Origin of the sequence: Rhodococcus sp. 14-2483-1-1 (genome assembly GCF_002259335.1) — a bacterium.
Taxonomy (GTDB): Bacteria; Actinomycetota; Actinomycetes; order Mycobacteriales; family Mycobacteriaceae; genus Rhodococcoides.
The window spans coordinates 90,751-112,196 of record NZ_NPFX01000010.1; the positions used below are offsets into that span (position 1 = coordinate 90,751).

Annotated in this window: 22 protein-coding genes; 11 read left to right on the forward strand and 11 right to left on the reverse strand. The window is 65.0% G+C overall.

Going from position 1 to position 21,446, the window contains the following annotated elements; genetic code table 11:
- The first annotated feature begins 83 nt into the window (after nucleotides 1-83).
- From CH294_RS08540 to CH294_RS08555, 5 genes are all read left to right on the forward strand, one after another.
- On the forward strand, nucleotides 84-1,526 hold the full coding sequence (locus CH294_RS08540; protein ID WP_037151889.1) for an NCS2 family permease: 1,443 nt from the start codon (nucleotides 84-86) through the stop codon (nucleotides 1,524-1,526).
- A gap of 1 nt (nucleotide 1,527) precedes the next feature.
- Nucleotides 1,528-2,604: an XdhC family protein gene (locus CH294_RS08545; RefSeq protein WP_094737639.1), complete on the forward strand. Its 1,077-nt coding sequence runs from the start codon at nucleotides 1,528-1,530 to the stop codon at nucleotides 2,602-2,604.
- Nucleotides 2,605-2,658: 54 nt separating this feature from the next.
- Nucleotides 2,659-2,823 carry a hypothetical protein gene (locus CH294_RS27420; RefSeq protein ID WP_170944647.1) on the forward strand — a complete coding sequence of 55 codons (165 nt, stop codon included), beginning with the start codon at nucleotides 2,659-2,661 and terminating at the stop codon, nucleotides 2,821-2,823.
- Nucleotides 2,824-3,089: 266 nt separating this feature from the next.
- On the forward strand, nucleotides 3,090-3,641 hold the full coding sequence (locus CH294_RS08550; RefSeq protein ID WP_094737640.1) for a DUF222 domain-containing protein: 552 nt from the start codon (nucleotides 3,090-3,092) through the stop codon (nucleotides 3,639-3,641).
- A gap of 15 nt (nucleotides 3,642-3,656) precedes the next feature.
- Complete coding sequence (locus CH294_RS08555) at nucleotides 3,657-5,429, forward strand: HNH endonuclease signature motif containing protein (RefSeq protein WP_094737641.1); 1,773 nt, start codon at nucleotides 3,657-3,659, stop codon at nucleotides 5,427-5,429.
- Here the strand turns inward: CH294_RS08555 and allB are convergent.
- Genes allB through CH294_RS08590 form a run of 7 tightly spaced genes read right to left on the reverse strand, consistent with a single transcriptional unit; the run spans nucleotide 5,426 to nucleotide 12,870 of the window.
- Nucleotides 5,426-6,805, reverse strand: coding sequence for an allantoinase AllB (allB, locus tag CH294_RS08560; RefSeq protein ID WP_094737642.1), 1,380 nt, complete (start codon nucleotides 6,803-6,805; stop codon nucleotides 5,426-5,428). The two genes, CH294_RS08555 and allB, sit on opposite strands and share 4 nt — an antisense overlap.
- Complete coding sequence (alc, locus tag CH294_RS08565; RefSeq protein WP_094737643.1) at nucleotides 6,738-7,781, reverse strand: allantoicase; 1,044 nt, start codon at nucleotides 7,779-7,781, stop codon at nucleotides 6,738-6,740. Before alc ends, allB begins: the two co-directional genes overlap by 68 nt.
- A complete protein-coding gene (locus tag CH294_RS08570; RefSeq protein ID WP_094737644.1) occupies nucleotides 7,778-8,917 on the reverse strand; it encodes a glycerate kinase in 1,140 nt (379 codons plus the stop codon). The genes alc and CH294_RS08570 overlap by 4 nt, the downstream gene beginning before the upstream one ends.
- Before the next feature lie 2 nt (nucleotides 8,918-8,919).
- Nucleotides 8,920-10,719, reverse strand: a complete 1,800-nt coding sequence (gcl, locus tag CH294_RS08575; RefSeq protein ID WP_094737645.1) for a glyoxylate carboligase — start codon at nucleotides 10,717-10,719, stop codon at nucleotides 8,920-8,922.
- Nucleotide 10,720: 1 nt separating this feature from the next.
- The gene (locus CH294_RS08580) at nucleotides 10,721-11,617 is read right to left on the reverse strand and encodes a 2-hydroxy-3-oxopropionate reductase (protein ID WP_094737646.1); all 897 of its coding nucleotides are present in this window, start codon (nucleotides 11,615-11,617) and stop codon (nucleotides 10,721-10,723) included.
- Nucleotides 11,618-11,625: 8 nt separating this feature from the next.
- Nucleotides 11,626-12,462 (reverse strand): TIM barrel protein, encoded by an 837-nt coding sequence (locus CH294_RS08585; protein WP_094737647.1) that lies wholly within the window; start codon nucleotides 12,460-12,462, stop codon nucleotides 11,626-11,628.
- Between the two features lie 12 nt (nucleotides 12,463-12,474).
- On the reverse strand, nucleotides 12,475-12,870 hold the full coding sequence (locus CH294_RS08590; RefSeq protein ID WP_032385160.1) for a gamma-glutamylcyclotransferase: 396 nt from the start codon (nucleotides 12,868-12,870) through the stop codon (nucleotides 12,475-12,477).
- Nucleotides 12,871-13,092: 222 nt separating this feature from the next.
- Between CH294_RS08590 and uraD the strand changes: the two genes are divergently transcribed.
- The 5 genes from uraD to CH294_RS08615 are packed head-to-tail and all read left to right on the forward strand — an operon-like array spanning nucleotide 13,093 to nucleotide 17,083.
- Nucleotides 13,093-13,638 carry a 2-oxo-4-hydroxy-4-carboxy-5-ureidoimidazoline decarboxylase gene (gene uraD, locus CH294_RS08595; protein ID WP_249305167.1) on the forward strand — a complete coding sequence of 182 codons (546 nt, stop codon included), beginning with the start codon at nucleotides 13,093-13,095 and terminating at the stop codon, nucleotides 13,636-13,638.
- The gene (gene uraH, locus CH294_RS08600) at nucleotides 13,631-13,969 is read left to right on the forward strand and encodes a hydroxyisourate hydrolase (protein WP_032402224.1); all 339 of its coding nucleotides are present in this window, start codon (nucleotides 13,631-13,633) and stop codon (nucleotides 13,967-13,969) included. The genes uraD and uraH overlap by 8 nt, the downstream gene beginning before the upstream one ends.
- A gap of 5 nt (nucleotides 13,970-13,974) precedes the next feature.
- Nucleotides 13,975-14,865: a factor-independent urate hydroxylase gene (gene pucL, locus CH294_RS08605; RefSeq protein WP_032402225.1), complete on the forward strand. Its 891-nt coding sequence runs from the start codon at nucleotides 13,975-13,977 to the stop codon at nucleotides 14,863-14,865.
- A 12-nt stretch (nucleotides 14,866-14,877) separates the two neighbouring features.
- On the forward strand, nucleotides 14,878-16,278 hold the full coding sequence (locus CH294_RS08610; RefSeq protein ID WP_080734433.1) for a nucleobase:cation symporter-2 family protein: 1,401 nt from the start codon (nucleotides 14,878-14,880) through the stop codon (nucleotides 16,276-16,278).
- A gap of 43 nt (nucleotides 16,279-16,321) precedes the next feature.
- A complete protein-coding gene (locus CH294_RS08615; protein WP_037151915.1) occupies nucleotides 16,322-17,083 on the forward strand; it encodes an IclR family transcriptional regulator in 762 nt (253 codons plus the stop codon).
- Here CH294_RS08615 and CH294_RS08620 read toward each other — a convergent pair.
- From CH294_RS08620 to CH294_RS08635, 4 genes are read right to left on the reverse strand one after another with little or no spacing between them, the layout of a single operon-like run.
- The gene (locus CH294_RS08620; protein ID WP_094608830.1) at nucleotides 17,080-17,904 is read right to left on the reverse strand and encodes a fused MFS/spermidine synthase; all 825 of its coding nucleotides are present in this window, start codon (nucleotides 17,902-17,904) and stop codon (nucleotides 17,080-17,082) included. The two genes, CH294_RS08615 and CH294_RS08620, sit on opposite strands and share 4 nt — an antisense overlap.
- Nucleotides 17,897-18,337 (reverse strand): cupin domain-containing protein, encoded by a 441-nt coding sequence (locus tag CH294_RS08625; protein WP_094608831.1) that lies wholly within the window; start codon nucleotides 18,335-18,337, stop codon nucleotides 17,897-17,899. The genes CH294_RS08620 and CH294_RS08625 overlap by 8 nt, the downstream gene beginning before the upstream one ends.
- Nucleotides 18,338-18,347: 10 nt before the next feature.
- The gene (locus tag CH294_RS08630; RefSeq protein WP_094737648.1) at nucleotides 18,348-19,013 is read right to left on the reverse strand and encodes an SDR family NAD(P)-dependent oxidoreductase; all 666 of its coding nucleotides are present in this window, start codon (nucleotides 19,011-19,013) and stop codon (nucleotides 18,348-18,350) included.
- Entirely contained in the window at nucleotides 19,010-19,711 is a 702-nt protein-coding gene (locus CH294_RS08635; RefSeq protein ID WP_094737649.1) for a TetR/AcrR family transcriptional regulator, read from the reverse strand. Before CH294_RS08635 ends, CH294_RS08630 begins: the two co-directional genes overlap by 4 nt.
- Before the next feature lie 187 nt (nucleotides 19,712-19,898).
- Here CH294_RS08635 and CH294_RS08640 point away from each other — a divergent pair, with 187 nt between their 5' ends.
- Complete coding sequence (locus CH294_RS08640; protein ID WP_094608832.1) at nucleotides 19,899-21,446, forward strand: amino acid permease; 1,548 nt, start codon at nucleotides 19,899-19,901, stop codon at nucleotides 21,444-21,446.

The window sequence follows — 21,446 nt, forward strand, 5'->3', positions numbered from 1 at the left end:
CAGCGCGACCCGAGGCCAACTCCCCCGGCACGGTCACCGTCACACGCTCGGACAAGGTTGATCACGCCCTGGGAGGGCCGATCATGACCGATGTACACACACCCAGTACTCGCAAGAGCGGACGAGGTCGATCTCAGATCGACAAGTTCTTCGATATCACCGGCCGAGGCTCGTCGGTATCGCGTGAGATCCGCGGCGGCGTCACCACTTTCGTGGCGATGGCGTACCTGATCGTTCTCATTCCGCTGATCATCGGCGATGCCCGTGATGTCACGGGTGCGACTCTCGACGCAGCGCAACTGTCGACGATGGTCGCCCTGTCCGCCGGCCTGACGACGATCCTGATGGGAGTGGTCGGTAACGCGCCCCTCGCGATGGCAGCGGGACTCGGCGTGACACCCATCGTGGTGTTCCAAGCCGCGCCGTACATGACGTGGCCGCAGGCAATGGGTCTGGTGGTACTCGAGGGCGTGGTCATCGTCGTCTTCGCCCTCACCGGCATTCGGCAGCTCATCATGGACGCGATCCCCTTGGTGCTCAAGCAGGCGATCGGCGTCGGAATCGGCGCGTTCATCGCCCTCATCGGACTGGTCGACGCCGGGTTCGTCGGCCACCACGAAGCAGCCGCAACCGCCGTCACCCTCGGCACGTTCGGCAAGCTAGCGGGCTGGCCGGTGTTCGTGTTCTGTGTCGGCCTGATCCTGATGATCATGCTGTTCGTTCGGAGAGTGCCGGGCGCGATGCTGATCGGCATCTTCGTCGCCACCAATCTTGCGATCATCTTGAACTCGGTGTTCGACATCGCCCCGGAGGCGTGGGGCCCGGTGGTACCGAAGGTCCCCGATTCCATAGTCGCCACACCGCAATTCGACCTGCTCTTCAACGTCGACCTGTTCGGCGGGTTCGCTCGGGCCGGTGTCGTCACGGCCTCGGTGGTGCTGTTCACGCTCGTGCTCTCGGGTTTCTTCGACGCCATGGGCACCATCCTGGGCGTCGGCGAGGAAGCGGGCCTGGTCGACAAGCAGGGCAGGATGCCGGGATTGAGCCGCATCCTCACCGTCGACGGCATCGGTGCCATCGTCGGAGGTGCGATCAACGGGTCCGCGAACACTGCCGTCGTCGAGTCCGCGGCAGGAGTCACCGAAGGTGCCCGAACCGGTCTTGCGAGCGTCGTCACCGGCGGACTGTTGACCAGCCTGATCTTCTTCACCCCGTTGGCCGGGGTGGTCCCGGTCGGTGCAGCAGCCCCCGCGCTGGTTCTGGTGGGCGCGCTGATGATGACGCACGTACGCAAGATCGACTGGGAGAACACCGAAATCGCGATCCCGGCCTTCCTGACCATCGTGCTGATGCCCTTCACGTACTCGATCACCGTGGGAGTCGCAGCGGGTGTCATCTCGTACACCCTCGTTCGCCTCGCCAAAGGCAAAGCACGCCAGACGCATTGGCTGCTGTACCTGATGTCGGGAATCTTCCTGGTCTACTTCGCCCTGCACCCCATCGAAGAAGCGTTGGGAATCTCGTAACATGAAAGAGATCGTCGATCGTCTGACCGCCTGGGACCACGCCGGTGTTCCCTATGCGGTGGCGACGGTCATCGCGGTATCCGGAAGTGCTCCACGGCTTCCGGGTGCCGCGATGGCGGTCTGCGCCGACGGAGAGGCCGTCGGCAGCGTCTCCGGTGGCTGCGTCGAAGGCGCTGTGTACGAGCTCTGCCGCGAGGTTCTCGAGACCGGCGAGTCCAAGCGAGAGTCGTTCGGCTACAGCGACGTCGACGCTTTTGCAGTCGGTTTGACCTGCGGGGGAGTGATCGAGGTGTTCGTACGCCTCGGCCCTCCGCGGGCCGTGCTTGCGGCCATCGCGTCGGATAGCGCGGTAGCCACGGTGACGATGCTCGACGGCTCCGGGCAGTCACTCGCCGTCTCGTCCTCCGCGACCATGGGTACGACGGGTTTTTCGGACGTCGACGCCGTGGTCGTGGGTGAGGCGCTGGCGATGTTGGACTCCGGGGGCACCGGCATCCGGTCGGTGCGCTGCCGGCCGGACCTCGACGTGTTCGTGCAGTCGTACGCAACCGCCCCGCGGCTGCTGATCTTCGGGGCCATCGACTACGCCGGCGCACTCGCCCGCGTGGGCAAGATCCTCGGGTATCACGTGACGGTGTGTGACGCCCGTCCCGTATTCGCCACTGCTGCACGGTTTCCCGACGCCGACGAGGTGGTCACCGAATGGCCGCACAGCTATCTGGCGCGGACGGCAGTCGATGCCCGGACGGTAATCTGTGTACTGACCCATGACGCCAAATTCGATGTGCCGCTGCTCGAGGTGGCCTTGCGACTGCCGGTGGCGTTCGTGGGGGCAATGGGATCGCGCAGGACTCACAACGATCGCGCGGCCCGGTTGCGTGACGTCGGGTTGACCGAGCAGGAGCTCGCACGCTTGAAGTCGCCGATCGGCTTGGACCTGGGTGCGAGAACTCCGGAGGAAACTGCGCTGGCCATCGCGGCGGAATTCGTGGCCGTGCGACGCGGGGGTAGTGCGTTGCCACTCACACGCACCGACGGCCCGATTCACCACGACGAGGCGAATGCCAGATACGCGTAGACCTTTGGTGGTGCTGCTTCATCCGGGTATCGATAGCGAAGGATCACTGTTCCGATGGAGTCCGAGGCTGCTTCGGCGGTGGTGGACCTTGCGATCAGTCACGCTTTCGTCGACTCGATGGACGTGGTCGCAGCAGAGTTGAGCCTCCTCGGGTGGACCCCGGAGGCAACCGATGGCAACGACACCTGCATCGATCAGCAGGACGAGTTCGATTCATAGGTCTGGAGAGACGACGTCCGCGTCATCACCCTAAGGCTTCTGCCCGGCACTCCTCACCGGGTCGGCAAACCTGTACCTCCCGCGCTTCAACTCACTGTGCAAGACGTGGGAAGTAGTTGCACCTGACCGGCAGCAATCTCTATTTGGACCAAGATCGCCTGGTCGAGAGGCCTAGATCGACACTTCCGTTTCTTGTCGGTGGGTCGAGATAGTCTTCTTTCAGTTCGAACGCATGTTCTGAATCGTTGCTCACCGGGGGGTGAAAGATGGGTGCAGTACCGACCGTGTCGCTGGAGGCGTTGACCGCTGCTGCGTGTGCAGAAAATCGTCAGGCCGCTCGCAAGATTTTCGCCTGCTATGACATCCATCGAAGCTGGATCACCCACGACACCAAGCACAAGCACTACAGCCGGTACGGACGCACCGAGATGGCAGTGGCGTTGGGCTGTTCGGCGACGGTCGCCGAATCGTACGTCTCCGTGGGCGTCGCCCTGCACACCCGACTCCCACTGCTGCGGGCAGCATTCGAGACCGGGGAAATCGACCTCCCGCGGGTACGGACGGTGTGCCGCATCCTCGACAACCTCTCCGACGACATCGTCACGTCCGTCGAGGACGAGATCGTCGAGGCCGCCCGCCGGTCGTCACCGGGTCCGCTCGAGAAGGAGATCTGGGACATCCTGCTGCGGGTCGCCCCCGAAGAAGCAGCAGCACTACGGGAGTTCGCGAAACGGTTCCGGAGCGTCACCTACAGCCCGGCCGGTGAGTTGGCGCGGATTCGAGCGGAACTGACCGCCCCCGAGGCTGCCGCCGCATGACAGTTGCTCGAGGAGATGGCCGACACCCTCTGCCCGAAGGACCCCCGCGGCAAGAAAGAGCGCCTGTGCGATGCGTTCATGGCCCGCATGCACGGCGAACCCCGCCTGGCATGCTTGTGCCGACGCGCGGATTGCCCGAAAAAAGATGCAGCATTGCCGGATCGGCGGGTGCCGTTGACGATGATCACCGTCGACATTGCCACCCTCATCGGGCTGCTCGCCAACCCGGCGTATCTGGCCGGCCACGGTTCGATCGATCCGGATCTCGCGCGGGAACTCGCACGCAACAGTCAGTGGCAGGTCCTGCTCACCGAAGCTGTCACCCTCGCAGAGAAGCTGGGACTGGCGGTGCAGAACCCGGAAACCGGGGAATGGGAACGACGCCCGGACAGTGAGAAGACAGGGGCTGCAACAGCACCCGAGGCGGGAACAGCGACGGAACCAGACGCCGACAGGGATACAGACCCAGACGGCGACGCAGACAGAGACGAAGGCGTGGACTCGGCTGCTGATGCCGATGCTGCAACGGCTGCTCACGGCGATGGGGGAATGGGGGCGGCCACGGATTCGGGCAGGGAGGCTCATCCCTCGACCGAACCGACTTCTGACAGTTCACCTGCACCTGCACCTGCACCTGCACCTGCACCTGCACAAGGGAACACCTCGGCACCGGCACCAGAGGCACTGGCAAGTAAGTTCGATGATGCCGAGCAGCACGCACCCATACCTACGGCCGACCCGTCGCCAGCTCCTGAACCGGACGCCGCCGATCCTGCCCAGAAGCACGCAGCAACACGCGCAGGGGCAGCGGTGACCGACCCGCAACCAGAGCCGACGTCGGACACCGACCCTGAGACAGCTGCATCGTCCGAACCCGCATCAGCTCCACCACTAGCTGCGGACCAGACACCGCCGGCACCTGATGTCGCACCGAGCTGTTCGGAATCACGCTCATCCACAACACCATCCGGCTCCACAACACCATCCGGCTCCACACCACCATCCAGCTCCGCAACATCGCGTCCGACGTCAGCCGAAGGCCCGGGACCAGGAACAGGTGCTGCTGCTGCCGCTGCCGTCAGTAACGGCCAACACCAGCGTCGCGTGGGATCACTAACCTCCGCTGCAGCCCTGTTCTGCACCCACACACCCGTCGGCAGGGGCACACGGCACAGCTCTGCCCTCGACCTGCCCTCCGCAATCCGGCGCAACAACCGCACGATCCCTACAGCAGGCCACACACCCTCGGGCCTCTACCTCGGAAACGCATCGCTGGCCGCGGCACTCGAAGCCACCATCGCCGCCGACCCCACCCTCGGAAAATCCGTCGCACGGGACCCACTGACCGACCGAGCCCTGATCTACCGACCCGACACCCTCACCACCGCCGCCGTACGGCTACGTGACCGCCACTGCCGCTTCCCCGGCTGCCACCGCCCCGCCGACCGCTGCCAACTCGATCACGTGATCCCCTTCGATCACGCCAACCCCCTCGGTGGCGGCTGGACCACCGTCAACAACCTCCAATGTCTCTGCGAGTTCCACCACACCGTAAAAACCGCCGGCTACTGGACAGCAGTCATGCTCCCCGGTGGTGCGATTCTGTGGACCTCCACCTCGAAGACCACCCGAATCACCCTGGCCGCCAACGGAACAGCCGTACCCATCATCGGCAACGACCTGAGGCCACACATCCCCACCAAACCCAGACGCTCCGGCATCATCGCCTACCCCGACCCACCCGACCACCAACAAACCGAGACAGACGACACGGCACCGCCGTTCTAGTCGCGCGACAGCAGACGCCCCGTCGAGGATTCCGACCCTGCGATCCATGACCGTCGCACCACACCCGACAAGCCCAGTCGATCGTAAGCCGTCACCGGGTTTCGGTGGTACAACTGCGCAACGTCAACGGTGAATTTCTCGTCGGGCGCGAACACCACAAGGTCTGCAGCGCAACCGACCTCGATGCGTCCGCGATCAGTCATGCCCACCTGATCGGCGGTGTTCGTGGCCATCCATCGTACGATGTCGGTCAGTGCACAGCCGCGGGATCGCGCCTCGGTCCACACCGCAGCAAGTGACACTTGCAACGACGCGATGCCACCCCAGGCATCGCCGAAGTCCCCGGTGTCGAACCGCTTGAGGTCGGGGGTGCAGGGGGAGTGGTCGGTGACAATCGTGTCGATCGTGCCGTCGAGCAGACCCTGCCACAGCGCCTCTCGGTTGCCGGCCTCCCGGATCGGCGGGCAGCATTTGAACTGCGTCGCTCCCGCCGGCACGTCCTCGGCGTCGAAACACAGGTAGTGCGGACAGGTTTCGACGGTTACCCGCACCCCGTCGCGCTTCGCCGCTGCAATCATCGGCAGCGCATCCGCACTCGACAGATGCAGAATGTGCACCCGGCACCCTGTCTGACGGGAGAGCTCGATCACCTGCTCGATGGCCCGGTTCTCTGCCGCCCGCGGACGCGATTCCAGGAACCCCGCGTACTCACGACCCGCCGCGGACGGGGCCTCGGCGATGACCTCGGCATTCTCCGCGTGCACGATCATCAAACCGTCGAACGACGCAATCTCGATGAGCGCCTTCTCCAGTTCCGCAATCGTCAGCGGCGGAAACTCGTCCACGCCCGACGCCAGCAGGAAGCACTTGAATCCGAAGACTCCTGCGTCGTGCAACGGCCGCAGCTGATCGACGTTTCCGGGAACTGCGCCGCCCCAGAATCCGACGTTCACGACCGACTTCTCGGCCGCAACCCGGCGCTTGATCTCCAGCGCTGCGATATCGACTGTCGGGGGAATGCTGTTGAGCGGCATATCGACGATGGTCGTGATGCCACCCGCCGCGGCCGCCCGGGTAGCGCTGGCAAACCCCTCCCACTCGGTGCGCCCCGGCTCGTTGACGTGCACGTGGGTATCGACCAGCCCGGGCAGCAACACCTCGCCCGGCCCGAGCTCGACCACCGTCCCAGCAGCCGCCGAAGCATCCGCATCATAGGAATCGATGGCGACGATTCGGCCGTCCCGCACCGAGATCGACGCCGCGACCTCTTGTCCGCCGATCACGACACGAGCAGCGCGAAGAACCAGATCAGACTGCACTGGAGACACTCTGGAGCTCGGACGACTTCCATGCGATGTCAGCCGCGTCGAGCGCATCAGCGTCGAGCTCGCCGAACAATCGCAGCCGAGACAAACCGCCGTCGGGGTACACGTCGAGTCGTAGGTGTGTGTACGCCTCCGTCTCGTTCAGCAGGAAACGGTGTCGCGTGTCCGGCTGCACCGCGGTGCGCGCGAGGATCTCGGTCCACGCCGTCGGATCCGTGATGTGTCGGCGACGAGAATCGATGGCGCTGAGCCGAACCCACCCCGGAGCGTTTCCGACGTAGTAGCTCGTGTCGACCTCGACGTGCCGAGGTGCGCCGGGTGCCGCGAGTGCGAAGACCGCGTAGTCGTTGCCGCCGTTGCGACGACGGGAGTTCTCCCAGCCCTCGCCCATGTTCCGCGCCCGCCCGGGCAGGATGATGTTGGCGGGGGACGAATAGAAGGCATCCGAGCAATCGGTGAGCCGCGCACCGTTCTCGGCCGCGAGCAGGTCGATGGTGCCCCCGAGGAAGCGAGGGTCCTGCACTACCTCACCGTGCACGCGGAACCGAGCCACGCCGCCGTCCGGGTAGATGGACAGGCGTACGTGCGTCCACCGGTGCCGATCCGCCACCTCATAGGTATTCGCTGTATCACCCACTGCCGCAGACTTGTCCACGATTGTGTGCCACTCCGCCTTCAATACATCGTCGAGGGACGGGTAGCCCTCGATCGACGCCGCTTCGATGGAGACGAACGGCGGGTAGTTGCCGGTGAAGTGTGCGGTGTCGACCACAACGCCGTGCACGATGCCCGGTGCCCCGAGACGTACGATCGCCCAGTCGTGCCCACCCTCGTCACGACGACGCCGAGTTTCCCACCCGTCGTATACCTTTCCCTTGTGGCCGAAGTCCGCCGGATCGAACAGTGGAGCGTCGGGCTTGATCAGGTTCTCGCGCTGAGCGAACAGTTCGTCGTTCGCCGCCGAGACGCTGCCGCCGAGTGCCCGCGACGCGAGGTCGGTCAGCGAGGTGAAGTGTGTGGTGCTCATGAGATTCCTTCCGAAACAGGGGAGAGAGTGGTGGCAATCGTGCGGCCGACGTCGCGGAGCAGAGATGCCGCGTTGCGCATGGAGATTCGGGGGTCCGGCTCGAGATCGGCCAACGCATAGGAGGCAACGATCCCGTGAGTGCGCAACCGATCCAGGCCGATGACGCTGCGCCCCGCGACAGTGACCACCGGAACACCCGCTTCGCGCGCTTCGTGCGCGACTCCGATGGGAGCCTTGCCGTAGAGGCTCTGCTCGTCGAGTGAGCCCTCGCCGGTGACGACCAGATCTGCGCCGGCGAGGGCACCGGCGAAGTCGATCAGCTCGAGCACGGTCTCGATACCCGGCTTGGCAACCGCACCGAGTACAGCAATGGCTCCGAACGCCGTGCCGCCAGCCGCTCCGGTGCCGGCGAGACCACTGACATCGCGTCCGATTGCGTTGCGCACCAGATGCGCCCACTGCCGCATTCCGTGTTCCAGATACAGCAGTTCCTGCGGTCCGGCACCCTTCTGCGGTCCGTAGACCGCTGCCGCTCCGGTCCGGCCGAGCAACGGGTTGTCGACGTCGCAGGCCAGCTCGAACACCGAATTCCGAGCCGACGGCACCAGGCCGGACACATCCAGCTGCACCGCGCCACGTAACGCACCGCCACCACGCGCGACGTCGTTGCCGTCGGCGTCGAGGATGCGTGCCCCCAGCGCCGTCAGCATGCCCGCGCCGCCGTCAGTGGATGCGCTTCCCCCGAGCCCGACGACGATACGATCAGCGCCGGCCTCGAGTGCATGCGCGATCACCGTGCCCAGCCCGAACGTGCTGGCTCCCAGCGCATCCGAGCGACCGCCCGGCAGAAGCTCGAGCCCGACCGCCGAGGCGAGTTCGACGACGGCAGTATCACCACGACGGGCATACGACGTATCGACCGCCTCACCGGTCGGCCCCGAGCACTCGACGGCCACCCGGTCCCACCCGGCGGTGACGGCAGCATCGACGGTGCCGTCACCCCCATCGGCGACGGGTAGGCACACCGTCTCGAGCGACGGGTCTACCGCGACCAGACCTTCGGCCAACGCGCGAGCGACCTCGGCCGCGGACAACGAGCCCTTGAACTTGTCGGGCGCCAGCAGAATTCGCGTCATCTCTAGTCCAGCAGGAGCAGCGCGGTGGGCGCGTCCGCCGACGTGTTGGCCAGTTCCTCGAACTCACCGACGTTGTCGATCTCGGTACCCATCGAGATGTTGGTGACCCGCTCCAGAATGATCTCGACGACAACGGGAACCTTGTGCTCGTTGGCCAGAGTCCTGGCCCGCACGAGCGCCTCACCGATGAGCTCGGGTTCGGTGACCCGAAGCGCTTTGCACCCCAGTCCTTCTGCCACCTGGACGTGGTCGACGCCGTACCCTTTGGGGATACCGGGCTGAGTGTCCAAGGTGTCCTGGTGGTTGATGTTGTCGAATCCCAGCTGGACGCAGAAGTCCATGTCGAAGGCGCGCTGCGCCTGCCGGATCAGTCCCAGGTACGAGTTGTTCACCACCACATGCACGTACGGCAGATTGAACTGCGCACCGACAGCCAGCTCCTCGATCATGAACTGGAAGTCGTAATCGCCGGACAAGGCAACGACATTCGCGGTCGGATCGGCAGCCACCGCACCCAGAGCCGCAGGGATCGTCCAGCCGAGCGGGCCGGCCTGCCCGCAGTTGATCCAGTTGCGGGGGGAGTAGACGTGCAGGAACTGACCGCCCGCGATCTGCGAGAGCCCGATGGTGCTGATGTAGCGGGTATCCCGATCGAAGACCTTGTTCATCTCCTCGTACACGCGCTGAGGCTTGATCGGCACGTTGTCGAAGTGAGTGCGGCGATGCATCGTGCGCTTGCGCGTCGCACAGTCCTCGACCCAACCGGACAGGTCACGCAGCGTGCCTGCGGCACGACGCTCCTCGGCGACGGCCACGAACTGCTCGAGGGCGGCCTTGGCGTCGGAGATGATTCCGTAGTCCGGTGCGAAGACGCGTCCGATCTGGGTCGGTTCGATGTCGACGTGGACGAACTTCCGGCCCTTGCGGTATGTGTCGAGGCCGCCGGTATGCCGGTTGGCCCAACGGTTTCCGATGCCGAGCACGAAGTCCGAGGCCAGCAGCGTTGCGTTTCCGTATCGGTGCGCGGTCTGCAGACCGACCATGCCTGCGGCGAGGCGGTGATCGTCCGGAATGGTGCCCCATCCCATCAGCGTCGGGATGACCGGCACGTCGAGGATCTCGGCGAGCTGCACGAGCAAGCCCGACGCATCGGCGTTGATGATGCCGCCGCCGGCCACGATCAACGGGCGCTCGGCAGCCAGAAGCATGTCGATGGCCTTCTCGGCCTGAGCACGCGAGGCGACGGGCTTGTGCACGGGCAGCGACTGGTACGTGTCGGGATCGAAGTCGATCTCGGCCAGCTGCACGTCGATGGGCAGATCGATCAGTACCGGACCGGGGCGACCGGACCGCATCAGATGGAACGCCTGCGCAAATGCACCGGGAACCTGGGCCGGCTCGAGGACCGTCATCGCCATCTTGGTGACGGGCGCAGCGATCGATGCGATGTCGACGGCCTGGAAGTCCTCCTTGTGCAGCCGCGCAACCGGAGCCTGGCCGGTGATCGCAAGGATCGGAATCGAGTCGGCCATGGCCGAATACAGCCCGGTGATCATGTCGGTACCGGCCGGACCGGAGGTACCGATACAGATACCGATGTTGCCCGGTGCGGCGCGGGTGAAGCCCTCCGCCATGTGCGAGGCACCTTCGACGTGGCGAGCCAGCACGTGCCGGATGCCACCGTGATTGCGCATCGACGCGTAGAACGGGTTGATCGCAGCACCGGGCAGGCCGAATGCGGTTGTTGCACCTTCGAGTTCGAGAATCTTCACTGCGGCATCGGCCGCGCGCATCCTGGCCATGTCAGTTGTCCTTACCTGTGATCGAGGAGCCCGAGAGCCGAGCGACACCGCGGTACAGCGCCGAATGATCCAATCCACCATCACCGTTGGCGCGCGCCGAGGCCATCAGCTGCGCCAGCACCGCGCCCATCGGAATCACGACGCCCGCTTCACGCGCAGCCGAGGTGACGATGCCGAGGTCCTTGTGGTGCAGGTCGATGCGGAAGCCAGGCTCGAACGAGCGGTCCAGCATCTTCTGCGCCTTCTGGTTCAGCACGGCCGAACCAGCGAGGCCGCCCCCGAGAACTTCCACCGACGCAGCCAGATCGACGCCGTAGGCCTCGAGGAACGCAATGGCCTCCGCGAGCACCTGAATGTTTCCGGCCACGATCAACTGGTTGGCCGCCTTGACCGTCTGCCCGGATCCGCTCGGACCCACGTGCACGACGGTCTTGCCGACGACGTCGAGAATCGGCTTGGCCGTGGCGAAGTCGTCCGCGCTGCCACCGACCATGATCGACAGAGTCGCGTTCTCGGCTCCGGCCTGTCCGCCGGATACCGGGGCGTCGAGGATACGGAACCCGCGCGAGGACGCGTCGGCCGCCAAGGTGGCGGTGACGTCGGGACGGATGCTGGAGAAGTCGATGATCAGCGCATCGCGTCGAGCATTGTCGAAGACACCGCCCTCACCGGTGAGAACCTCATGCACGTCCGGAGAGTCGGGAACCATGATCGCGACGATGTCGGCGTCGTGGACGGCTTTGGCGATCGAGTCGGCCGCGGTACCGCCGGCTTCGACGAGGGGGCCGGTGCGGTCGGGCGTCAGGTTGTAGCCGACCACCTGGTGGCCTGCTTTGGCGAGATGAACGGACATGGGGCTGCCCATGATTCCGAGGCCGATGAATGCAATGGTGCTCATATCAATCCCTACTTGGTAGTGGTGCCGGTGGAAAGAGCCAGCTGGAGCCAGTCGAACGTGTTCTCGCGGGTGGCTTTGTATTCGAGTCCGACGTAGCCGTCGTAACCCCGTGCTGCCAGACCGGTGAGCTGTCCGCCGAGATCGAGGCTGCCGGTTCCCGGCTCGCCGCGGCCCGGGGAGTCGGCGATCTGCACGTGCCCGATCAGGTCGTGGTGTGCCTCGAGTGCTGCGGGAACGTCCTCTCCGTTGACGGCGAGGTGGTAGAGGTCGGCGAGCAAGCGGAGGTTGTGTACGTCCTGCTCACGGGCTACGCGGCGGATAGTGGCGACGGCACCGGCAGCGGACTTCAACGGGTAGGCGGGCGCGCCGCTGACGGGTTCCACCAGCACGACGCCGCCGATCTTCGCTGCAGCTCTACCTGCGGCGGCCAGGTTCTCGATGGCGACCTCGTCCTGATCCAGCGGATCCACACCGTCGATACGGTTGCCGTACAGGGCGTTGAAGGCCCGGGTGCCCAGCTGCTCTCCGATTCCGACGGTGACGTCGATGTTGTCGCGGAACGCCTGCACCTGGGCCGGATCGGAGAGGATCCCGCGATCCCCGGCGGGCATGTCTCCCGCGGCGAAGTTCAGTCCGGTCAGCTGTACGCCCGCATCCCGGACGGCCGACACGAATGCATCGACGTCGGCATCGGATGGGACCGGGTTCGAGAACGGCCACCAGAATTCCACGGCGTCGAACCCCGCGTCACGAGCACGCTGCGGGCGATCGAGCAGGGGCACATCGGTGAAGAGAATGGAACAGTTGACGGTGTACTGGAGTCGAGAGTCAGCAAAGGGGTTCATGCGCAGTGCCTTTCAGTTCTGAGGTTGCGGCAGTCCGCGGTATCGACGCCAGCTGCCGGCGTAGGTGATGTCGGTCAGCTCGTCCGGTTGCGCGTCGAGCACCCCGGGGCGGAGGCCGACGCCGAGGACGGAACGCCCGTCCTCGAGCGCAACCACGGTGAGCTCGAGCTCCGGCGGTTCGTCCGGGAGGAACGCGGTACGGATGTCGTCGAGCGGAATGTCGTACAGCTCGCCTTCGATGGCCGCACCGGCGGTGTGATCGAGCAGCAGCGCCGGGAATTCGTCCCGTACCGAGAAGAACCGGTAGTTGGGGGTGGTGCGCACCGTGCCCACGAACGGGTGCGAGGAGACGTTGTGGTGCAGGCTACCGCCGCGCATGGCACCGCCATTGCAGAAGAGCTCCGTCATGAAGTCGTTCCTTTCGGAGTCGAGCGGACCATCTGAAAGTCCGTAATACGGAATCGTAATTCCGTTTGTTCGACCGAGTGTGGCGTGCGCCACGTGGTCCTGTCAAGACCCGGAGTGGGCCCGTGCGCCCAATGCCCCGCTGCTGCAACGAGAAAGCCCTCTCTCGCGGCGGGCCACACATCGACCCTTGACACCGGTTGTGATCGGTGTCACGCTCGTTTGGTGGAATCAACATTTCGTAATGCGGAATCGCAACTGCGCGGTCCCGACGCGACGACCGAATTGAACGAGGCCCCCGAGGCCGAAGCTGCTCGAATCCTGTCGCTCTGCTTGGACGTTCCCCGTTGGGTGAACGAGGTTCTAAGGCACCGACCGTTCGTCGACGACCGGTCCCTTCGCCACGCCATCACCCACGCCGCATCGCCACTGACGGCCGACGAAATACACCGAGCACTCGCGGTACATCCGCGCATCGGCGAACGGCCCGAGGGTGACGACGCCAGCGCTCGCCATGCGAGCACCGAGCAATCCGGCGTGGACGTCTCGGACGAGAGCATCGAACAACGCCTGCGAGCGGGGAACCTGGCCTACGAGAAGCGCTTCGGGCAGGTGTTCCTGATCAGGGCAGCCGGCCGCGACGCACATGACGTGCTGAAGGCCCTGGACAGCCGACTCGCCAACGACCGCCGAACCGAAGCTGCGGTAGTCGAGCACGAACTGCGAGAGATCGCGGCAGTGCGCGCGACAGGAAGCCTGGGCAATGCCTGACCACCGCAGCCACGTGACCGCTCACGTACTCGATGCCGCCAAAGGAATTCCGGCGCAGGGGATATCGATCTCTCTGACCGACGCTACCGGTGCCCAGGCAGCCCACGCCGTCACCGACGAGCAGGGCCGAGTCTCCTCACTCGGGCCGAGTGAACTGACACCCGGGACCTACCGCCTCACCTTCGACACCGGTGCGTACTTCGCGGCGCAGAACACCGAATGCTTTCACCCCGAAGTTGTCGTCACCTTCGAGATCACCGCACCCGACCAGCACTACCACATCCCACTTCTGTTGAGTCCTTTCGCTTTCACCACCTATCGAGGGAGCTAGAACCCATGACCATCGTGCTCGGAGCAAACCAGTACGGCAAGGCCGAATGCAGGCTCGTCCGCATCGACCGCGAGACGCCCCGCCACCGCATCACCGACGTCAGCGTCACCTCACAGCTTCGCGGCGACCTCGACGCTGTCCACATCGAAGGCGACAACGCCCACGTCGTCGCCACGGACACCCAGAAGAACACCGTCTACGCCTTCGCTCGCGACGGCATCGGCGCGATCGAGAACTTCGCACTCCGTCTGGGCGCGCACTTCACCGGCAACTTCGATTGGATCAGCGGTGGACGCTGGGAGATCGAGCAGTACCAGTGGTCACGTATCGCGAACGGAAGTGACGGATACGACCACTCGTTCGTCAAGGCGAGCGACGAGAAGCGGAACACGATCGTCACGGTCGACGGCGACGACATCTCCATCGTCTCCGGAGTCAGCGATCTTGTGGTCCTCAACTCCACGGCGTCGGAGTTCTGGGGTTACCCGAAAGACCGCTACACCACGCTGAAGGAAACCACGGACCGAATCCTGGCCACCTCGGTCAGCGCCCGCTGGCGGTACCTCACCACCGAGCTCGATTTCGACAAGACCTTCGACGACGTCCGTTCGATCATGCTCGATGCCTTCGCGTCCACTCACTCTCTTGCGTTGCAGCAGAGCCTGTTCCAGATGGGCAAGCAGGTTCTCGAAGCACACCCGGAGATCGGCGAGATCAAGTTCTCGATGCCCAACATCCACCACTTCCTCGTCGACCTAGAGCCGTTCGGACTCGACAACCCCGGTGAGGTCTTCTACGTCGCGGATCGCCCCTACGGTCTGATCGAGGCCACGGTGGAACGCGACGATGCCCCGGACGCAGGCCGCGCCTGGGATACCGTGCCCGGATTCTGCTAGGAGCGAGACGACATGAAGCTGACGAAACGCACGCCGACCAAGACTCATGCGCCGCACGACCCCGCCCGTCCCGAGGACGAGCGATTGTCGATCGGCAGGTCGTACGTCTACGGATTGCAGCACATCCTGACGATGTACGGCGGTGTCATCGCACCACCCCTGATCGTCGGCGGCGCAGCGGGATTGACCGGCACCGAGATCGCACTGCTGGTCTCGGCCGCGTTGTTCGTCAGCGGAGCGGCCACGTTGCTGCAGACACTCGGAGTACCCTACTTCGGTGCGAAGTTACCTCTGGTACAGGGAATTTCGTTCGCGTCCGTCTCGACGATGGTGGCGATCGCGAGCGGCCCGGGCGGACTGAACTCGGTGTTCGGAGCCATCATCGCCGCCGGCGCCATCGGCATCCTCATCACCCCGTTCTTCAGTAAGATCGTTCGCTTCTTCCCACCGGTGGTCACCGGCACGATCATCACCGTCATCGGCATCTCGCTACTGCCCGTTGCGGTTCGGTGGGCCATGGGCGGAGATCAGCAGGCCACCGATTGGGGCTCGATGTCCAACATCGGTCTCGCGGCATTCAGCCTCGTGGTGGTTCTGCTCGTCAGCCGACTCGTGCAGGGCACACTCTCGCGCCTGTCGATCCTCATCGGCATCATCGTCGGCACGGTGTTCGCGGTCCTCGTCGGCAAGGCCGATTTCTCCGGTGTGAGTGACGGTGCCATCTTCAGCTTCCCCGAGCCGTTCGCGTTCGGAGCACCGACATTCCAGGTGGCGGCCATCATGTCGATGGTGGTCGTCATCCTGGTGATCATGACCGAAACCACCGCCGACATCCTGGCCGTCGGTGAAATCGTCGGCACCGACGTCGATGCCCGACGCGTCGGCGACGGCCTGCGAGCAGACATGGTCGCCACCACCATCGCTCCCGTGTTCGGCACCTTCCCGGCCAGTGCATTCGCCCAGAACGTCGGACTCGTGGCCGTCACCGGGATCAAGAGTCGCTACGTCGTCGCAGCCGGCGGATCGGTGCTGCTGTTCCTCGGACTCTTTCCCATCCTCGGGCTGGTCGTCGCATCGGTGCCGTTGCCGGTGCTCGGCGGTGCGGGCATCGTGCTGTTCGGCTCGGTGGCGGCCAGCGGCATCAGGACACTGTCCAAGGTCGAGTTCGACGGCAACCTCAACCTCGTCATCGTGGCTGTCGCCATCGGGTTCGGTGTCATTCCCATCGCCGTACCGGGCTTCTACGCCGCGTTTCCCGACTGGGTGCACGTGGTGCTCGACTCGGGTATCAGCGCCGCGAGCATCGTGGCCGTCGTACTGAACATCCTCTTCAACGTCGTCACCCGTGGCCAGAAGCCCTCACCCTCGGTGGTGACCGCTGCACCGCCGGTGGCGACGCGGCATCACCAGTAGAGTCCTTCGGGACGGGTACGACTACGACGGTGCGAGGTGGACTGTGGCGGCAGGTGGCGGGGTGCAGTCCGTGGAGCGCGCGTTCGAGCTGCTCGACATCATGGCCGCCTCCGGTGGATCCATCGGGATCAGCGAACTCGCCGAGGCAACCGATCTGCCGATGCCGACGGTGCACCGACTGATCGGCACGCTGGTCTCCCTGGGCTACGTCAGGCGCTTACCGTCACGCCGATATGCATTGGGCACCAAACTCATTCGATTGGGCGACAGTGCCTCCAAGCTCATCGGTGGATGGGCCAAGCCGTATCTCGCAGAGCTGGTCCGGATCACCCACGAGACGTCCAACATGGCCTTTCTCGAGGACGACATGGCGGTCTACGTCGCGCAGGTGCCGTCGGAGCACGCGATGCGGATGTTCAACGAGGTCGGTCAGCGCGTGTTGCCACATTCCACCGGCGTCGGCAAGGCATTGCTGTCGCAGTTGGACGACGACGCCGTCCGCGCGATCGTCGGCCGCCTCGGCATGACTCCCCGCACCGTCAACACGATCACCACCCTCGACGCGTTGCTCGCGGATCTCGCGCTGATCCGCGAACGCGGCTACGCGATCGACGACGGCGAGCAGGAGGTAGGGGTGCGCTGCTTCGCCGTCCCGGTACTCGGCGCTCCGACACTCACGGCGATGTCCATCGCGGGGCCCTCGGCTCGGGTCACCCTCGAATCGGCCGAACAGTTCGTACCCCTGCTGATCTCGGCGGCCGAGCGACTGGCCAAGGATCTCGCGAGCAACAATCCAGCTCCCTAATCCTTCAGTACTCGCGCGTCGCGAGCGAAGGACTGCACTTCCTCGGTCAGCCACACGTGCGCCGGAACTGCGCCGCCGAGTAGTTCGCGAGCCAACGACGGCGAGTCCCCGATCGGAACGTCGCTCCCCGCAATGATGATGTTCCCGTAGCGCCTGCCCTTGAGCATCGCCGGATCCGCGACGATTGCCGTGTGCGGAAAGATACTTCCGATGGTCGACGCCTCCTGCTTGGCGAGCGACAGGTCCCGGCGGTCACCGCAGTTGACGACGTACATACCGCCGGGTGCGAGGACGCGTCGGACATGGGTGGTGAATTCGGCGGTGAGCAGCGGGGCCGGAGTTGTGGCTCCGGCGAACACATCTCGCACGATCAGGTCACGACTGTTCTCGCTCAAGGTCTCGGTCACCGCCCGAGCCTCACCGACGCGGATACGCAGCAGAGGTGCCCGCGGTAGATCGAACCATTCACGAACAAGCTCCGAAAGCTTCCCGTCGAGCTCCACGACCACCTGACGCGCACCGGGAAACTCGGCGGTGAACGAGCGTGCCAGCGTGCAGGCCCCGCCCCCGAGATGCAGCGCGCGCAGCGGGAAGGTCGAATCCCATTGCGCACGTACCAATCCCGAGATCCACCGCATGTACTCGAACTCGAGCACGGTGGGGTCGTTCATGTCGATGTGTGAACTCGGAACATCGTTGACGTTGACGACCCACCCGTCGTCCGAGAAGGTATCACGCACCAATTCACAGGTGCCCGAATCGATCTCGAACACACCGGGTTGCAGAGCGCCGGCCGACGCCGTCGCCCGCTTCCTACCCATGGGAGTCCTCGAGCCGAAAGTCCTCGAAATCGAATCCGGGAGTGACGATGCAGCTCACCAGGCTCGGTTCGTCGCCCACCGGCTGCGCCCGCTGCCACACCGACGGAGGCACGATCTGCTGCGGGGATTCGGGCGAAACCAGCAGCGAGGTCGCGTCACCTGGCTTGTCCCCTGCACCGCCGAGATCCAGCTGCACTGGACTGCCTCGGTGGTACAGCCACATCTCGGTGCCGCGAACGGTGTGCCAGGCCGACTGCTGACCGGGCATCAGCAGGAACAGGATTGCCGTACCTGCCGCGCGCGGGCCGGGATAACCGTCGGGCAGAGATGTCTGTGGAATCGTGACCTCGCTGCGCCAGGTCTCCTTGAACCAACCACCCTCCGGGTGGGGTGCAAGATCCAGGCTCTGAGCCCAGTCGGGCAGCGATGTCATGCCGGCAAGCCTAGTCAGCCGAGATCTGAACCCGGAACCTGTTCCGTTCGGTATGCAGGCTCCACAGCTGCTCGGCGAGAGCCTCGGGGCTCTTCTTCGGATCCTTGCCATCGATGGCACCACCGATGATCAACTGCGACACCTGGATTCCCTCCTCGGCCAACTCCTCGTTGAGCAGCTGCGCGTACGCGGCCTGGCCTGCGAACGCGATGGACGTGCCGGTGACCGTACGACCGGGCTTCACCGCAGAGCCGCCGTTGACGAACAGAATCGTGCCTTTGTTCTCGCCGATGAATCGCATTCCCGGTAGCACCTGATGGACGGCAGCGATGGGTCCGTAGATGGAGAACTCGACCGGGCCGACCATGTCTGCCGGGGTGGTCTCGAGTACGGGCCGCATGAAGTCCTTCTGCGGAAGCGGGCTGTATTGCAGCACCTCGATGGGGCCGAGCGTTTCGGTGACCTGCTCCAAGGCCGCGGCGATCGAGGCCGGGTCGCGCACGTCGGCGACGAAGCCCTTCGCGGATACACCGTCGGCCACCAGCTGATCAGCGAGCGAATCGACACGGGACTGGTTGCGGGAGATCAGGCCGACCGAGAAGCCTTGGGCGCCGAACTTGCGCGCCACTGCTGCTCCGAGACCTGCACCTGCTCCGACTATTGCTATCGATGTCATGTCGAATGCAAGGACCGACGATCCTCCACTATTCCGACGACCTCCTCGAGCAGGACCTCAGCACTCCCGTGCAACGCCGTGACATCCCCGGTCCAGCCGAGGACCCGGAGGGCGGCCTCGGCGATCCCCGCCGCATCCGCCGTCGGGTCTCGGCGTCCGTTCTCGCGGTCTGCACGCGCGTTCACCACGGTCTCCACCAGGCGAAACGGCAGGTCTTCCGTGCCCGGTCGACGCTCGGAGTCGAGTTGAACCAGGGTGTCCGACGCGATGGCCGCATACAGACTCATCAGCGTGTACCGATGGTCGCGGAAGGTCTCGAAGCGCTCGCTGCGCAGCTCGGGCAGGAGGTAGAGCGCGCCCAGATTCCATGTCGATGCGGCGAGCTGCCCGGCGTCGAAGTAGGCGAGCGCGTACATCTGGGTCGAGGCCTCGGTCCCGGAATCACGGATTCGCTGCGCAACGGCCAACGGCGCGTCGACGGTGCCGCTGAGAAGTGCGTCGAGGATGTCGTCCTTGGTGGCGAAGTGGTGATAGAGCGAGGCCTGACGCAATCCGACGGCCTCGGCAATGACGCGAGTCGAGGTGTTGGTGAAGCCGCGAGTGGTGAACAGCTCGGCCGATGCGTCGAGTATCTCCTCGCGAGCGGTGTCGCCGGGCCGCTTCTTCGTGCTCAATCTCGGTCTGCCTGCGCCGGTCATGGCCCCATCTTGTCAGGTCGACGTGTCGGTGAGATTTCTGTCATCTGATCGAAATAGACGAAACGAGCTTGTTGCACGACGGTCACCGCCCGGGAACGGCGGCGCCGAAAACTATCAACTGACAGAAACCCGCCTCGGCGATGCAGCGGGCGGTCACTCACCACCCACCTCGCCCGTAGGAGAGAACATGAGCTCGACAACACTGCCGGCCCCGGGCTCGGGTTCGGAACCGACGTCCACCACCGACCATTCGGATCTCGCGGCCCTGGGCTACGACCAGCAGCTGCACCGCAGTCTCGGCAAGTACGCGTCGTTCGCCGCTGGTTTCTCGTTCGTCTCGATCCTCACCACCATCTTCCAGCTCTTCGGCCTCGGCTTCAGCTTCGGCGGTCCGGCCTTCTTTCTCACCTGGCCGCTGGTGTTCCTCGGCCAGTTCATGGTGGCCCTCAACTTCGCCGAACTCGCCGCGCGCTATCCCATCTCGGGTGCCATTTACCACTGGTCACGCCGCATGGGCGGTGAACTGGTCGGGTGGTTCGCCGGATGGTTCATGATCATCGCGCAGATCGTCACCGCTTCCGCCGCCGCCATCGCATTGCAGGTCGTACTCCCCAGCGTCTGGGGCGGATTCCAGTTCATCGGTGAAGACACCGCGCTCACCTCGCCGAGCGGAGCTGCCAATGCCGTTGTGCTCGGATCGATTCTGCTGGTACTCACCACCACCATCAACTGCATCGGCGTGAACTGGATGTCGCGAATCAACAGCATCGGCGTCACCTGCGAGATCGTCGGCGTCATCGCGCTGGTGCTGGTGTTCTTCACCCACGCCGAGCGCGGACCGCAGGTTGTCTTCGATACCGGAAGTGCCGGAGCCGATCCCGGTTACATCGGAGCCTGGATCATCTCGGGCCTGATGGCCGCCTACGTCATGGTCGGCTTCGGCTCGGCAGGCGAGCTCGCCGAGGAAACCCGCAATCCCCGACGCGTCGCACCGCGCACCATCCGCCTCGCACTGTCGGCATCGGCTCTCGGCGGTGGCCTGATGATCGTCGGCGCACTCATGGCGGCACCGAGCCTCACCGACGGTCAGCTTGCGACCCAGGGCCTTCCGTACGTCATCGACTCGATCCTCACGTCCCCGTGGGGCAAGGTCCTGCTGATCGACGTCGCCATCGCCGTGTTCATCTGCACCCTCGCCATCCAGACCGCGGCCTCGCGGCTTATGTTCTCGATGGCCCGCGACGGTCGGCTTCCCGCGTCCGCCGCCTTGGCAAAGGTCAACTCGCGCACCGGCACTCCCATCGCGCCCTCGGTGCTCATCGGCGTGGCCTGCGTGGCAATCCTCGCGGTCAACGTCGGTAACTCCGCGATCTTCACCACGCTGTCGAGCGTCTGCATCGTGCTGATCTACCTCGCCTACATGATGGTGACCGTCCCGCTGCTGATCCAGCGACTCAAGGGCTGGCCGCACGGCGGAGTGCAGAAGGACGCCGACGGCGAGAAGCTCTTCACCCTCGGCCGCCTCGGCCTGCCGGTCAACATCGCCGCAGTGCTCTACGGCGGTCTGATGGTGATCAACCTGTCGTGGCCGCGGGCCGAGATCTTCGACCCCACCGGCGAATTCCCACTGCTGCGGTGGGCCGCACCCTTGACCGTCCTCGCCGTGATCGTCGTAGGCATCGCGTGCCTGCCCCACGGCAAAGCCCACCCCAAGCCCGTCACGATCGGAGCCTGA